Here is a 13,736-nt window from a genome sequence, read left to right on the forward strand (position 1 = left end):
GGAGAGATGGAAGGCAAGTACCAAGGCCAGGACCAGACGCTGCTGCAGCAGGGGCACAGCGGCTTTGCCGCCGACTGGGGCTCTGACCAGCGGGTGTTCAAGAAGGTCTCCTGGGGCAAGGCGATGATGTGGATCCTGCTCCTCAGCGACACATTCATCTTTGCCTGTTTCCTGGTCGCCTATCTGACCGCCCGCAGCTCCACCACCGTGGAATGGCCCAACGCCAGCGAGGTCTTTGCCCTGCATATCGGCGGTGCCAACCTGCCGTTGATTCTGATCGCCATCATGACCTTTGTGCTGATCACCTCCTCCGGCACCATGGCGATGGCGGTGAACTGCGCCTACCGCAAGGCGCGCAAGGCCACTGCGCTTTTGATGCTGGCCACCGCCGCGCTGGGGGCGGCTTTCGTCGGCATGCAGGCCTTTGAATGGTCCAAGCTGATCTCCGAGGGCGTGCGCCCCTGGGGCAACCCCTGGGGGGCAGAGCAATTCGGCGCCAGTTTCTTCATGATCACCGGCTTTCACGGCACCCATGTGACCATCGGGGTGATCTTCCTGATCATCGTCGCGCTCAAGGTCTGGCGCGGCGAGTTTGACCGTGACCAGCGCAGCTGGATGTCGGCGGGCAACGGCGATTACGAGGCGGTGGAGATCATGGGGCTCTACTGGCACTTCGTCGACCTGGTCTGGGTCTTCATCTTTGCATTCTTCTATCTGTGGTAGGGGCCCGCCATGACAGACACACCGCATACAATGGAGACCGGCACCGTGGGTCATGACGAGGGGCAACAGCATCCGATCAAGCTGTATTTCGTCGTCTGGGTACTGCTGTTCGTGCTCAGTGCCGCGTCTTACTGGGTGGACTACGCGCAATTGCAGGGGCTCTTGCGCTGGAGCCTGATCCTGATCTTCATGACGCTGAAGGCCGGGCTGATCATTGCCGTCTTCATGCATATGGCCTGGGAGCGGCTGGCGCTGATCTATGCGATCCTGCTGCCCCCCCTGGCGATGATTGGCCTCTTGGCGATCCTGATCATCGAGTTGGATTACACAGCTGAAACCCGGGTGATCGAATTCGGCCAGGGCACAGCCGCCGCAGAGGAGTAAGCCCGAACGTCATATTCACCCCCGCCTGGCCGCCAGGCCGGGCAGCGCCCGTCCCGCGCCCCCACGGGGCGGGCGCTTCTTTTCCGGCTCCGCCCCCCCCGCCAACCATCGCAAAGGCACAAAGAAAAGCGCCCCGGTTTCCCGGAGCGCTCTGTGCCTTCCTGCGGGCTGGCTTATGCCGCCAGATCGAACCGGTCGGCGTTCATCACTTTGACCCAGGCTGCCACGAAGTCGCGGACAAAGGCCGCCTCGCCGCCGTCCTGCGCATAAACCTCGGCCAGCGCCCTCAGTTGCGAGTTGGAGCCGAACACCAGATCGCAGCGGGTGCCGGTCCACTTGACGTCGCCGCTGGCGCGGTCGCGGCCCTCATAGGTGCCGTCCTCCGCCGGGTTCCATTCCACGCCCATATCCAGGATATTGGCGAAGAAGTCGGTGCTCAGAGCGCCGGCCCGGTCAGTGAACACACCATGGGCAGAGCCGCCATGATTGGCGCCCAGCACCCGCAGACCGCCGGCCAGCGCCGTCATCTCCGGCGCGCCCAGTGTCAGCAGCTGCGCCCGGTCGACCAGCATCTTCTCGGCCGGCACGCTGTATGCTGCCTTCTGGTAGTTGCGGAAGCCATCGGCCTCCGGCTCCAGCACGGCAAAGCCCTCGATGTCGGTCTGCTCCTGGCTGGCATCGGTCCGGCCTGGTGTGAACGGCACTTCGACCTCATGACCGCCCGCCTTGGCTGCGGCTTCAACCCCGGCAGAGCCCGCCAGCACGATCAGGTCGGCCATCGAGATCTTCTTGCCGCCGGCAGCCGCGCCGTTAAACCCGCTTTGGATACCCTCCAGCACGCCCAGCACGCGGGCCAGCTGTTCGGGCTGGTTCACCTCCCAGTCCTTCTGCGGCGCCAGCCGGATGCGGCCGCCATTGGCGCCGCCGCGATGGTCCGAGCCGCGGTAGGTCGAGGCGGAGGCCCAGGCAGTCGAAACCAGTTCAGAGACCGACAGGCCGGACGCCAGCACCTTGGCCTTCAGATCCGCCACGTCGGCAGCATCAACCAGCGCGTGGTCCACCGCCGGAACCGGATCCTGCCAGATCAGCTCTTCGCTTGGGACTTCATCGCCAAGATAGCGCGCAACAGGCCCCATGTCGCGGTGGGTCAGTTTGAACCAGGCGCGGGCAAAGGCGTCGGCGAACTGCTCCGGGTTCTCGTGGAACCGCTTGGAGATCGGCCCGTAGATCGGGTCAAAGCGCATCGACATGTCGGCCGTGGTCATCATGGTGGTGACCTTGACCGACGGATCATGCGCCTTGGGGGCCATGTCCTCTTCCTTCACGTCCACCGGATGCCAGACAATGCTGCCTGTGCCGGTGGTGGCCTGTTCCCACTCATAGCCGAACAGAAGGTCGAAATAGCCGTTGTCCCAGTTGACCGGGTCCGCGGTCCAGGCCCCCTCAAAGCCCGAGGTGGTGGTGTCGTCGCCCTTGCCAGAGCCATAGGCGTTGGCCCAGCCCAGGCCCATCGCTTCCATTGCCGCGCCTTCGGGTTCCGCGCCCACGTCCTCTTCGGGACCGGCGCCATGGCCTTTGCCGAATGTGTGGCCGCCGGCGACCAGCGCCACGGTTTCCTCGTCGTTCATGCCCATGCGGCCAAAGGTGTCGCGCACATCAAGCCCCGACGCGAGGATGTCCGGGTTGCCGTCGGGGCCCTGCGGGTTCACATAGATCAGGCCCATCTGCACCGCACCCAGCGGGTTTTCCAGCTCGCGGTCGCCCGAATACCGGCTGTTGGCCTGATCGCTGGTGGCCAGCCATTCGGTTTCAGAGCCCCAGTAGACATCTTCTTCCGGTTCCCAGACATCCGCGCGTCCGCCGCCAAAGCCAAAGGTCGGCCCGCCCATGGATTCAATGGCAACGTTGCCCGCCAGGATCATCAGATCGCCCCAGGAGATCTTGTTGCCGTATTTCTGCTTGATCGGCCACAGCAGGCGGCGCGCCTTGTCGAGGTTCCCGTTATCCGGCCAGGAGTTCAGCGGTGCAAAGCGCTGCTGCCCGGTGCCGCCGCCGCCGCGGCCATCGGCGGTGCGGTAGGTGCCGGCGCTGTGCCAGGCCATGCGGATGAACAGCCCGCCGTAATGGCCGTAGTCCGCCGGCCACCAGTCCTGGCTGTCCGTCATCAGCGCCGTCAGGTCTGCCTTCAGCGCTTTCAGGTCAAGTTTCTTGAATTCTTCGGCGTAGTTGAAATCCGCGCCCATCGGGTTCGATTTGGCCGAGTTCTGGTGCAGGATCTTCAGGTTCAGCTGGTTGGGCCACCAATCCTGGTTCGAGGTTCCGCCGCTGTCGGTGTTCAGCGCCGCACCGTGCATCACCGGGCATTTTCCTGCGGGATTATTTCCGTCCATTATTCTCTCCGATCGTGGCTGCAAATTCTGATGTGCTACGTGGCAGAAGGCGTTTGGGACCTGTGCGGCAGCGAAACCGCAGCCAATGCACCGCCTTGCAATAAAAGCGGGCCAAGGCTGCGAATGCCGGTCCTCCCTGTCTTCCTGAATCTGAGGCTAGCAGGGAAAATTGATTGGCTTAAGTTGCATTTTTTCATCGCGGTGATAAGGGAAACCTATGATAAACGTGACCCTCCGCCAAATGCGCTACTTCGAGGCCCTGGCCCAGCACCGCCATTTCGGCCGCGCGGCCGAGGCCTGCGCCGTGTCCCAGCCGGCATTGTCTGTTCAAATCAAGGAATTGGAGGAAGTGCTTGGGGTGCAACTGGTGGAGCGCGCGGCACGCCAGGTGCGGCTCACCAGCTTTGGCGAGGACCTGGCGGAGCGGGTGCGCGGCATCCTGCGCTCGGTGGATGAACTGGGTGAGCTGGCGCGGGCGTCGCGCGACGGGCTGGCCGGGCGGCTGCGGCTGGGGGTGATTCCCACCATCGCGCCCTATCTGCTGCCTGCGATTGTCGGCAATCTGACCCGCCAGTACCCCGAAGCCGATATCCGCGTCCGCGAAACGGTTACGCCCAAGCTGCTGGAGGAACTGGGCGAGGGGCGGCTGGACACTGCCATTGTGGCACTGCCGGTTTCCGAGCCCGCCTTTGAGGAAGTTGCGCTGTTTTCCGAGGACTTTGTCCTGGTCCGCCCCGGCGAAGATACCGGCAAGCCAGTGCCCGGGCCAGAAGGCCTGCGCGAGATGCGGCTCCTGCTGCTGGAGGAGGGGCACTGCTTCCGCGACCAGGCGCTGTCGTTCTGCAACATGCAATCCGCCGCCCCGCGCGAGCTGCTGGACGGCAGCTCGCTGTCGACTTTGGTGCAGATGGTCAGCGCCGGAATCGGGGTCACACTGATTCCCGAAATGGCAGTGCCGGTGGAGACCCGCTCGGCGGTGGTTTCGGTTGCCCGCTTCGGCGACCCGCAACCCTCGCGCACAATCGGCATGATCTGGCGGCGCAGCAATCCGCTGGCGCGGCAGCTGATGCAGGTTGCCTCGGTGGTTCAGGAAACCGCGGAAGATCTGCGCCGGAGGCTTGCTGCGCAGGCCTGACTGTCAGACCTGCGCCGGGCTGGGAAATCGGCGCAGTTATCTCCAAGTACGCGAATGTCAATCGCCTTTAGCGTGATTGGTGCGCAAAAAACACGCTCACATCGATTTGAATTTCTATCCGTTTCCAGCTTGAAGACGCTTTGTTAACGTTTCGTTAATAAAGATAAACTTGAAGCAGGCATACAGGCAGATGAAAACGGGCTTTCGTGGCACGTTTGTTATTTCCTGGTCGCAAACCGAGATAGACGGCCTCAAGGCTGCACCGGTGGATGCTCTGGATGTGGGGGCGGCTTGGTCCTGGCACGGCGATGCTGTGCGGGTGGACGGGCCGGCAGGGCTGTTGCGGCTGGACATGGCAGACGGCGAGGCAGAATTGCGCCGCCGGGCGGCCCGCTCGGTGCGCAGGCTGGTGGGCGCGGCGGTGCAGAACCGCACCGATGTGGATGCGGTGCGGGTGGATGAACCGCTGATGGACAGCAGCTTTGTGGTCACCAACGGGGTGCAAAGCTATACGGTGACGCTGATCGAAGTGGGGCCGGGCCAGCGCCCGCTGCTGATGTTCGTGGACGAGCTGCCGCCGCGCGGGGCCGACCTCTGGGTCGTGCACCATTCGCTGGGCACCATTCATGCAGACCGGCCTCAGGGCGAAACCGGGGTGATCTGCTTTACACCCGGCACCTTGATCGCCACCCCCAGCGGCCCGAAACGGGTAGAGCAGCTGCGCGAAGGCGAAAAGGTGCAGACCCGCGACAATGGCGCCCAGGAAATCCTGTGGATCGGCTCGCGCCGGATCAGCGGCGCCCGGCTGTTCGTGATGCCGCGCCTGCGACCGGTCCGCATTCATGCAGGCGCCCTTGGCATCGACCGCCCCGAGCAGGAGCTGCTGGTGTCACCCGACCACCGGATGCTGCTGCGCGGCGGCCGGGTGCAGGCGCTGTTCAACACGCCCGAGGTGCTGGTCGCGGCCGGCGATCTGGTCAACGGCCGCACCATCCTGCCGGACGCATCGGTGCGCGAGGTGACCTACATCCATATCATGCTGGCAAACCACCAGGTGCTTTGGGCCAATGGGGTTGAAACCGAAAGCTTCCACCCCTCCAACGCAGCCCTTACGGCGCTTGGCGACAGTGACCGGGCGCGGCTGTTCAGCCTGCGGCCGGAGCTGGAGCGCAACCCGCTCTCCTACGGCGCCCATGCCCGCCGCAACCTCAGCGCCTCCGAGGCGGCGATTCTCGGCCACGAAGCGGCCTGAGGCTTTACCCGATCCGGCCGGGGCGGTAACACGCCCCAGGCCCCGGCGGTTTCTGCAAATTTCGCCGCAAAACCCGTCCGTCCCATGTTGACTCCGTCCCATCCCCCTATATAAGCGCGGCTTCATTGGTGTTGGTGGCTCCCGCAAGGGAATGCCTGTCATGGGGGAGACCTCAAGAGGACAACGCCCTTCGTTTGTTGCAGGTGCTCCTGAGCAGGTGAACACGGACGGTGCAATGGCAGACGCGATTGCAGCCCGAAAAGTGGGAACCGGTTTCCGGAAACAGCTGCAATGCCACTTTAGAAGGAGATCAGCCGTGACCAAACGCACGTCTGCCAAGTACAAAATCGACCGCCGCATGGGCGAAAACATCTGGGGCCGTCCGAAATCCCCGGTCAACCGCCGCGACTACGGCCCGGGCCAGCACGGCCAGCGCCGCAAGGGCAAACTCAGCGACTTCGGCATCCAGCTGCGCGCCAAGCAGAAGCTCAAGGGCTACTACGGCGACCTGACCGAAAAGCAGTTCCGCCGCATCTACGGCGAAGCCGTGCGTGTGTCCGGCGACACCGGTGAAAACCTGATCGGCCTGCTCGAGCGCCGCCTGGACGCTGTCGTCTACCGCGCCAAGTTCGTGGCCACCGTCTTTGCCGCCCGCCAGTTCGTGAACCACGGCCACGTGACCGTGAACGGCAAGCGCGTGAACATCCCCTCCTACCGCGTCAAAGAAGGCGACGTGATCGAGGTCCGCGACAAGTCCAAGCAGATGGTTGCCCTGCTGGAAGCCACCCAGCTGGCCGAGCGCGACGTGCCGGATTACATCGAAGCCGACCACTCCAAGATGAAAGCAACCTTCGTGCGCACTCCCGCTCTGGGCGACGTGCCGTACCCGGTTGTGATGGAACCGAACCTGGTCGTGGAATTCTACGCGAAGAACTGATCTTCGCCGCACCACAGATTACCCGGAAGGCCGCGCAATTTGCGCGGCCTTTTGCGTTCCCGGCCCCGCCTGGCTGTGCTGCGGGCATACCCGCCTTCCTGCGGGCGGCGGCGGCCTGGAAGGCCTGCGGCTTCTTTCTGGTTGCAAATACTCCGGGGGAAGCCCGCAGGGCTGGGGGCAGCGCCCCCTTGCGCGGGGCTACAGCGGCAAGGGCCGGCCTTCGGCTATCGCCTCCATCGCAAAGTAGGAGGTCACGCTGTCCAGCTCGACACCGGAAATCAGCCGCTGGTAGACCCGGTCATAACTGGCCATGTCCTGGGTCACCACTTTCAGCTGATAATCGTAATCACCGCCGATGCGGTGGAAATCCACCACCTCCGGGATTGCCAGCACATGGCGGCGGAAGGTCTGCAGCCAGTCCGCCGAATGATGCCGGGTGCGCAAGAGCACAAACACCACCAGATCCAGCCCCAGCTGCTTGCGGTCCAGCCGTGCGGTGGAGCCCTGCAGCAGCCCGCTTTCGTTCAGCGCCTTCAACCGCCGCCAGCAGGCGTTTTGCGACAGGCCGACCTGATCGGCCAGCTCCCGCTGCGACAGGCTGGCATCCTGCTGCAGCGCACGCAGGATCATGCGGTCAATTTGATCGGCTTTTTTACTCATGCTCAATCATATGACACAAAAAATAGACAATCTACCCAGTAATTGATTAAGCAATCCCGCTTTCACCCGTTCACCATGTCTGCAGCAAGTGACGGAGGCGCGGTATGACCCTGGCAGCATTTAAACAGACAATCCAACAGGCAGCCCAGAACGGCAGCCTGGGCCAAAGCGTGATAGGCGACGGGGTGATGATCCCGGGCCTCGATGGCGGGGTGCCGCTGGTCTATGCCGACTACGTCGCCTCCGGCCGGGCCTTGCGCCAGGTCGAGGACTTCGTGGCGGAGCAGGTGCTGCCGTTTTATGCCAACTCCCATACCGAGGCCTCCTATTGCGGCACGCAGATGACCCGTCTGCGCCGCGAGGCCCGTGCTGAAATCGCCCGCATGACCGGCGCCACTGGGGATGATGCGGTGATTTTCACCGGATCGGGCGCCACCGCGGGCCTCAACCGGCTGGTCAGCCTGTTCGGCGTGAACGAGGCCGGCCGGTTGTTTTCATCGGCCCTTACGAGCATCACTCCAACATTCTGCCCTGGCGCGAAAGCAAGGCTGAGGTGGTTGAAATCCCCGAGGCCCCCGGCGGCGGCGTGGACCTTGCGGCTTTGGAGCAGGCGCTGCAGGACCATGCGGGCAGCGACCTGAAAATCGGCAGCTTCTCGGCGGCCTCCAATGTGACCGGCATCCTCACCGATCCGGGCCCGGTCAGCCGGCTGCTGCACGTCCACGGCGCGCTGGCGGTCTGGGACTATGCCGGCGGCGGGCCGTATCTGCCGGTCGACATGGGGGGCAACGGCGCTGCGCGCAAAGACGCGGTTGTGGTCTCACCGCATAAATTCCCCGGCGGCCCCGGCGCTTCGGGCGTGCTGATCGTCAACACCAAGGCGGTGCGCCGCCGCTGCCCCTCCTGGCCGGGAGGGGGAACTGTCAGCTTTGTTTCCCCTTGGCGGCATGAATACAGCGGCGACCTGGCGACTCGCGAGGAGGCAGGCACCCCGAATGTGATCGGCGACATCCGCGCGGCGCTGGCGTTTCTGGTGAAGGAGGCGGTCGGCCAGGAGCAGATCGAGGCGCGCGAGGCCCAGTTTGCGCAAATGGCCTGGGACGGCTGGTCCGCCAACCCGCGCCTGCGCATCCTAGGCCAGCGCGATGCGCACCGGCTGCCGATCTTCTCCTTCCTGGTCTCGGACAGCGCAGGCCGTCCTGTGCACCAGCAGTTGTTCACCCGGATGCTCAGTGATGTCTACGGCATCCAGGCCCGCGGCGGCTGCGCCTGTGCCGGGCCTTACGCGCACCGGCTGCTGGACATCAGCCAGCCGGAATTGGAGGTTCTGTTCTCGGAACTGCAAGCAGGCGAGGAGATGAAGAAACCCGGCTGGGTGCGGCTCAACTTCTCTTACCTGATGGAGCCGCAGACAGCGCAATACATCATCGCCAGCGTCAATGACCTGACCAAACGGGTGGCGGAACTGGCGCCGCGCTACAACGTTGATCCGGAAACCGCACGGTTCAAGGCGCTGGTGGCCTGAAGCATATGCAACGGGCGCTTTCCCGGGGTGGGGAAAGCACCTCACACGCACGTGATATGTAGGGACCCGCAGCGGCCAATTAAAGGGGGAAACTCTATCCTAAATCCCCCGGGACAGCGCTAACGGGCCATGGCAGGCTTTGACTGTAGTAAAGAGTTGGAGCTGTGTTATGGCCCTCAAGCTGTCCGCCCCGGTGGGCGACAAGAAACGCATTACCAAGCCGGATCCCAAGACCGGCGAAAGCAAATTCAAACCGGTCAAGAACAACCCCGCAGACGTCGAACTGGTCCGCCTGATGCTCAAGGCCAATGGCTATTCCGTTGACATCAGCACCAAATGCGATGCCGGGCTGATCAAGACGATCCGGGATTTTCAGAAGAAGAAACTGGGCTTCCGCAAGCCGGACGGCATTGTCGATCCCGGCATGCGCACCTGGAACGCGGGTCTGCCCAAACTGGCCGCGCAATATGCCGCCGACACCAAGATCGAACGGGTCGAGGTTGTCGAGAACGGCAAGACCAAGCTGATCACCGTGGCGGAATATGAGGCGGGCCAGGAGGAGCTGCGCCGCAAGCTTCTGGCCAAGGCTGAGATGATGTACGGCCAGGCGGAATCCTGGGTCGACTTCTGCAACGAGGTGGAAAACACCCGCCAAGGCAACGAGACTTTCCTGAATGCCTTGACGGAATTTGCCGTCAGCATGGTCAACAGCAAGACCGATCCGCCCTGGACCGCGATCCTCAACGCGCGTTCCGAGGCGAGCCTCCTGAAGACATTGACCAGCAAGAAGAAACCGGACTGGAAAAAGGTCTACAAGCAGGATGTGAAGGCCTCCAAGGCCTATAACACCGGCGGCAAGGCCTTCAAGAAGTTCATCGACCAGCGCATCAGCACCGCAGGAGCAATCGTCTGGAAGCTGGAAGTGGTGCGCGAGGTGTCCTTTGCGGTGGTGGAAACCTATATGACCGCGCGCCTGGTTGCGACCAAGGGCATGTCGCCGGCCAAGGCACACGCCATCGCCGCTGCCAGCACCGAGGCGCTGAAATCCAGCGCCGGCCAGCTGGGCGAGCATCTGGCGGGCAACAAGGTGACCTGGGACGGCGCCGCCAAGAAGGTCTTCATCGACAGTTTCATCGCAGGCCTTGCAGGCGCCGCAGGCGGCAAGCTGACGGCCAAGCTCTCGGCGGGCCTGGCGGACGATCTGGCCAAGGCGGCGGCCAAGAAGCTCTCCCGCGAGCTGCCCAAGAAAGCGGTGAAGGTGTTCTTTGAGAAGTTCCTCAAGTCCAAGGCCGGCGAGACCATGGTGACAGAGGCGCTGAAGGAAACCATTGGCCTCGCCAAACCGCTGATTGAAAAAGGCCGCCCGCCGAACACCAAGGAGATCAAGGAAAGCATCGCCAAGATCCTGACTGCGGGCATCATGTCGGCGGGTGCTGGCAAGGCGCTGGAGAAATTCTCCTCCGGTTTCACCTCGGCGGCCGAAAAATTCCTCAAGACCAAACTGGCACCGGCCGCCATGGAAGGCGCGGTCAAGAAGGAGCTGATCGCAAAATACGGCACCAAGGCCACCGAGGATTTCATCAAGCTGCATGGCGACGCGATCTATGGCGAGATTGCCAAGCAGATCTCCGGCAAGACGCTCAGCAAATATGCGGGCGAGGCGCTGAACAGCTCGGACGGCTCGCAGTCGGCCGGCACCATGCAGAAACAGGCCAACGAGGCGATGCGCAAGGACATGGAGCTGCGCAAGGAGATCCAGAAGATCATTATGGCAGAGGCCAAGCGCAAGATGCCCAAGACAGCAGGCGCGCACTAGGAAGCCAGATCCTGATACGCCCTGCCAGCGCCGGGGGCTGCCGGGAGGGGGCGGCAGCATTGGGGAAGCGTCATCTTGGCGCTTCCCCACCGGCGTTTGGGCCGCTATGACGGGCTGGAATTAAGGAGCCCGTAATTATGACCCAACTCACACCGCAGCCCGGTATCATGGACATCGCTCTGTACCAGGGCGGGGCTGCCCATGTGAAAGGGGTGAGCAATGTTGTGAAGCTCTCCTCGAACGAGAACCCCCTTGGCCCCAGCCCGCGCGCCATTCAGGCGATGCAGGACGCGGCGGCCAATATGCACCGCTATCCCGGCTCGGACCACGCGGCGCTGCGGCAGGCGATCGGCGAGGTTCACGGGCTGGAGCCGGAGCAGATCATCTGCGGCGCGGGCAGTGACGAGGTCATTGCCTTTCTGTGCCAGGCCTATGCCGGCCCGGGCGACGAGGTGCTCTATACCGAGCACGGCTTTGCCATGTACCGCATCAGCGCGCTGGCCGCCGGCGCCACCCCGGTTGAGGTGAAGGAACGCGAGCGCGTCACCGATGTTGATGCGCTGCTGGCAGGCTGCACCGATAAGACCAAGCTGGTGTTCATCGCCAACCCCAACAACCCCACCGGCACCATGATCAGCGAGGCCGAGGTGGCGCGGCTGGCCGATGGCCTGCCCGAAGGCGCTCTGCTGGTTCTGGACGGCGCCTATGCGGAATATGTCGAAGGTTTCGATGCCGGGGCCGCGGTGATTGCCGCCCGCAGCAATGTCTTCATGACCCGCACCTTCTCCAAGATCTACGGGCTGGGCGGCGCGCGCATCGGCTGGGGCTACGGCCCCATGGACATCATCAACGTGCTGAACCGGGTCCGCGGGCCGTTCAACGTCTCCAGCACCGCACTGGCGGGGGCAGAGGCCTCGGTGCGCGATGCGGACTACGTGGACCAGTGCCGGTCCGAGAACGCCAAATGGCGCGCCTGGCTGGCAAATGCCCTGGCAGAGCTTGGCGTGCCTTCGGACGTCTCCAGCACCAATTTCATCCTTGCGCGCTTTGCCAGCCAGGCAGAGGCGGAGGCCTGCGACAGCTACCTGCAATCGCAGGGGCTGATCGTGCGCCGGGTGGCGGGCTACAACCTGCCCGCAGCCCTGCGCATCACCATCGGTGACGAAGCCTCCTGCCGCCGCATCGCGGAAGGGGTGAAAGCGTTCAAAGAGGGGCAGGCATGAGCAGCCAGGAAAACGGGCAAGTCTACGGCCGCGTGGCGCTGATCGGGCTGGGCCTGATCGCGTCCTCGATGTTCTGGGCGATCAAGCGCGCCGGGCTGGCGGGGGAAGTCACCGGCTATGCCCGCAGCGAGGAAACCCGCGAAACCGCCCGCCGCATCGGTCTTTGCGACCGGGTCTGCGACAGCGCCCGCGACGCCGTGCAGGACGCCGATCTGGTGGTGCTCTGCGTGCCCGTCGGCGCCATGGGCCCGGTGATGGAAGACATCGCGCCGGTGCTGAAACCCGGCGCCACCGTGTCGGACGTGGGCTCGGTCAAACGCCACGTGATCGACGCGGTGCAGCCGCATATCCCCGACGGTGTGCATTTTGTGCCGGCCCACCCGCTGGCAGGCACCGAGCATTCCGGCCCCGAATTCGGCTTTGCCGAACTGTTCGACAACCGCTGGTCGCTGCTGGTGCCGGTCGAAGGCACCGATCCGCACGCCGTGGCGCAGCTGCGCCAGCTATGGGAGGGCATGGGCGCCAATGTCGACGTCATGGACGCCGACCATCACGACCTGGTGCTGGCTGTCACCTCCCACACACCGCACCTGATTGCCTACACGATGGTAGGGGTGGCCGACGACCTGCGCCGGGTGACCGACAGCGAAGTGATCAAATATTCCGCCGCCGGTTTCCGCGACTTCACCCGCATCGCCGCCTCGGACCCGACCATGTGGCGCGATGTGTTCCTGACCAACAAAGACGCAACGCTGGAAATCCTTGGCCGCTTCACCGAGGAGCTGTTTGCCTTGCAGCGGGCAATCCGCACCGGCGACGGCGAACATCTGCACGATTACTTCACCCGCACCCGCGCCATCCGCCGCGGCATCATCGAGGCCGGCCAGGATACCGATGCGCCCGACTTTGGCCGGGGGCAAAAGAAATGATCCGGGCGTGCGCTGTTCTGGCCTTCCTGATCTGCGGCGCCTCTGCCTCAGCAGACAGCCCGCAGGTGTATTCCACTGAGGCGCTGGAGTTTGCAGTCCTGAGCCCGGCCGCGGCTGCATTGCCTCAGCTGCCGCCGGTGCCGCTGCCGCAGGCCCGCGGGCAGGGCTTGGAAACCGAAGTGCTGTTCGGCCGCCGCAAACGCCGCAAGGGCGCCGTCTGCGGCGACATCGACATCAAGGGCGATGAAGCCGGTGACATCGCCGGCAGCCTGCCCGGCTGCGGTGCAAGGGATGCGGTGCGGGTGCGTGAGATTTCCGGAGTACGGCTCAGCCAGTCCTCGCTGATGACGTGCAACACCGCGCGGGCCTTGAAGACCTGGATCAACCGCGAGGTCGAAACCGCCTTCGGGCGGCGCAACAAGGTGGTGTCCCTGCGGGTGGCCGCCCATTACGCCTGCCGCACCCGCAACAACCGGCCGGGCGCGAAGATCTCGGAGCACGGCAGGGGCAAGGCCATCGACATTTCCGGCTTTACTCTGGAAAGCGGCGAGACCATCACCGTCCTTGAGGGCTGGAAACAGCGCAAGACCCGGCGCAAGCTGAGGAAGATCTGGAAAGCCGCCTGCGGCCCTTTCGGCACCGTGCTGGGCCCCGAAGCCGACCGCTACCACCGCGATCACTTCCACCTCGACATCGCCCGCCACCGCGGCGGCGCCTATTGCCGCTAGGCGGTCTTGGAGACCTGATCTTCTTCTGGCGAAA

The 13,736-nt window shown here is 64.1% G+C and carries 11 protein-coding genes and 1 pseudogene; 10 read left to right on the forward strand and 2 right to left on the reverse strand.

Going from position 1 to position 13,736, the window contains the following annotated elements; all coding sequences use genetic code 11:
* Nucleotides 1-6 precede the first annotated feature (6 nt).
* Together ACXAEH_RS00520 and ACXAEH_RS00525 are read left to right on the forward strand one after the other, a co-directional pair.
* Entirely contained in the window at nt 7-723 is a 717-nt protein-coding gene (locus ACXAEH_RS00520; RefSeq protein WP_475030547.1) for a heme-copper oxidase subunit III family protein, read from the forward strand.
* Between the two features lie 9 nt (nt 724-732).
* Nucleotides 733-1,107 (forward strand): cytochrome C oxidase subunit IV family protein, encoded by a 375-nt coding sequence (locus ACXAEH_RS00525; RefSeq protein ID WP_475030548.1) that lies wholly within the window; start codon nt 733-735, stop codon nt 1,105-1,107.
* A gap of 173 nt (nt 1,108-1,280) precedes the next feature.
* On the opposite strand, the gene katG is transcribed toward ACXAEH_RS00525, so the two are convergent.
* Nucleotides 1,281-3,497 (reverse strand): catalase/peroxidase HPI, encoded by a 2,217-nt coding sequence (katG, locus tag ACXAEH_RS00530; RefSeq protein WP_475030549.1) that lies wholly within the window; start codon nt 3,495-3,497, stop codon nt 1,281-1,283.
* Nucleotides 3,498-3,714: 217 nt separating this feature from the next.
* Here katG and ACXAEH_RS00535 point away from each other — a divergent pair, with 217 nt between their 5' ends.
* From ACXAEH_RS00535 to rpsD, 3 genes are all read left to right on the forward strand, one after another.
* Nucleotides 3,715-4,632 carry a LysR substrate-binding domain-containing protein gene (locus tag ACXAEH_RS00535; protein WP_475030550.1) on the forward strand — a complete coding sequence of 306 codons (918 nt, stop codon included), beginning with the start codon at nt 3,715-3,717 and terminating at the stop codon, nt 4,630-4,632.
* Nucleotides 4,633-4,822: 190 nt separating this feature from the next.
* Nucleotides 4,823-5,884: a Hint domain-containing protein gene (locus ACXAEH_RS00540; protein ID WP_475030551.1), complete on the forward strand. Its 1,062-nt coding sequence runs from the start codon at nt 4,823-4,825 to the stop codon at nt 5,882-5,884.
* 316 nt (nt 5,885-6,200) lie between these two features.
* The gene (gene rpsD / locus ACXAEH_RS00545) at nt 6,201-6,821 is read left to right on the forward strand and encodes a 30S ribosomal protein S4 (protein WP_475030552.1); all 621 of its coding nucleotides are present in this window, start codon (nt 6,201-6,203) and stop codon (nt 6,819-6,821) included.
* Nucleotides 6,822-7,019: 198 nt separating this feature from the next.
* On the opposite strand, the gene ACXAEH_RS00550 is transcribed toward rpsD, so the two are convergent.
* Nucleotides 7,020-7,481, reverse strand: coding sequence for an Lrp/AsnC family transcriptional regulator (locus ACXAEH_RS00550; protein WP_475030553.1), 462 nt, complete (start codon nt 7,479-7,481; stop codon nt 7,020-7,022).
* A gap of 104 nt (nt 7,482-7,585) precedes the next feature.
* Here ACXAEH_RS00550 and ACXAEH_RS00555 point away from each other — a divergent pair.
* The 5 genes and pseudogenes from ACXAEH_RS00555 (at nt 7,586) to ACXAEH_RS00575 (ending at nt 13,702) form a co-directional block, all read left to right on the forward strand.
* Nucleotides 7,586-9,006: pseudogene (locus tag ACXAEH_RS00555) on the forward strand (aminotransferase class V-fold PLP-dependent enzyme).
* A 169-nt stretch (nt 9,007-9,175) separates the two neighbouring features.
* The gene (locus ACXAEH_RS00560) at nt 9,176-10,822 is read left to right on the forward strand and encodes a peptidoglycan-binding protein (protein ID WP_475030554.1); all 1,647 of its coding nucleotides are present in this window, start codon (nt 9,176-9,178) and stop codon (nt 10,820-10,822) included.
* Nucleotides 10,823-10,959: 137 nt separating this feature from the next.
* Entirely contained in the window at nt 10,960-12,045 is a 1,086-nt protein-coding gene (gene hisC / locus ACXAEH_RS00565) for a histidinol-phosphate transaminase (RefSeq protein WP_475030555.1), read from the forward strand.
* Nucleotides 12,042-12,974, forward strand: coding sequence for a prephenate/arogenate dehydrogenase family protein (locus ACXAEH_RS00570; RefSeq protein WP_475030556.1), 933 nt, complete (start codon nt 12,042-12,044; stop codon nt 12,972-12,974). The genes hisC and ACXAEH_RS00570 overlap by 4 nt, the downstream gene beginning before the upstream one ends.
* The gene (locus ACXAEH_RS00575; protein WP_475030557.1) at nt 12,971-13,702 is read left to right on the forward strand and encodes an extensin-like domain-containing protein; all 732 of its coding nucleotides are present in this window, start codon (nt 12,971-12,973) and stop codon (nt 13,700-13,702) included. The genes ACXAEH_RS00570 and ACXAEH_RS00575 overlap by 4 nt, the downstream gene beginning before the upstream one ends.
* Nucleotides 13,703-13,736: the final 34 nt, after the last annotated feature.

This window comes from Leisingera sp. ABM4_060, assembly GCF_056158765.1.

Bases quoted from the DNA above. Each gene is read 5' to 3' on its own strand.
- ACXAEH_RS00520 (WP_475030547.1), top strand. From the start codon at position 7: ATGGAAGGCAAGTACCAAGGCCAGGACCAGACGCTGCTGCAGCAGGGG.
- ACXAEH_RS00525 (WP_475030548.1), top strand. From the start codon at position 733: ATGACAGACACACCGCATACAATGGAGACCGGCACCGTGGGTCATGAC.
- katG (WP_475030549.1), bottom strand. From the start codon at position 3,497: ATGGACGGAAATAATCCCGCAGGAAAATGCCCGGTGATGCACGGTGCG.
- ACXAEH_RS00535 (WP_475030550.1), top strand. From the start codon at position 3,715: ATGATAAACGTGACCCTCCGCCAAATGCGCTACTTCGAGGCCCTGGCC.
- ACXAEH_RS00540 (WP_475030551.1), top strand. From the start codon at position 4,823: ATGAAAACGGGCTTTCGTGGCACGTTTGTTATTTCCTGGTCGCAAACC.
- ACXAEH_RS00550 (WP_475030553.1), bottom strand. From the start codon at position 7,481: ATGAGTAAAAAAGCCGATCAAATTGACCGCATGATCCTGCGTGCGCTG.
- ACXAEH_RS00560 (WP_475030554.1), top strand. From the start codon at position 9,176: ATGGCCCTCAAGCTGTCCGCCCCGGTGGGCGACAAGAAACGCATTACC.
- hisC (WP_475030555.1), top strand. From the start codon at position 10,960: ATGACCCAACTCACACCGCAGCCCGGTATCATGGACATCGCTCTGTAC.
- ACXAEH_RS00570 (WP_475030556.1), top strand. From the start codon at position 12,042: ATGAGCAGCCAGGAAAACGGGCAAGTCTACGGCCGCGTGGCGCTGATC.
- ACXAEH_RS00575 (WP_475030557.1), top strand. From the start codon at position 12,971: ATGATCCGGGCGTGCGCTGTTCTGGCCTTCCTGATCTGCGGCGCCTCT.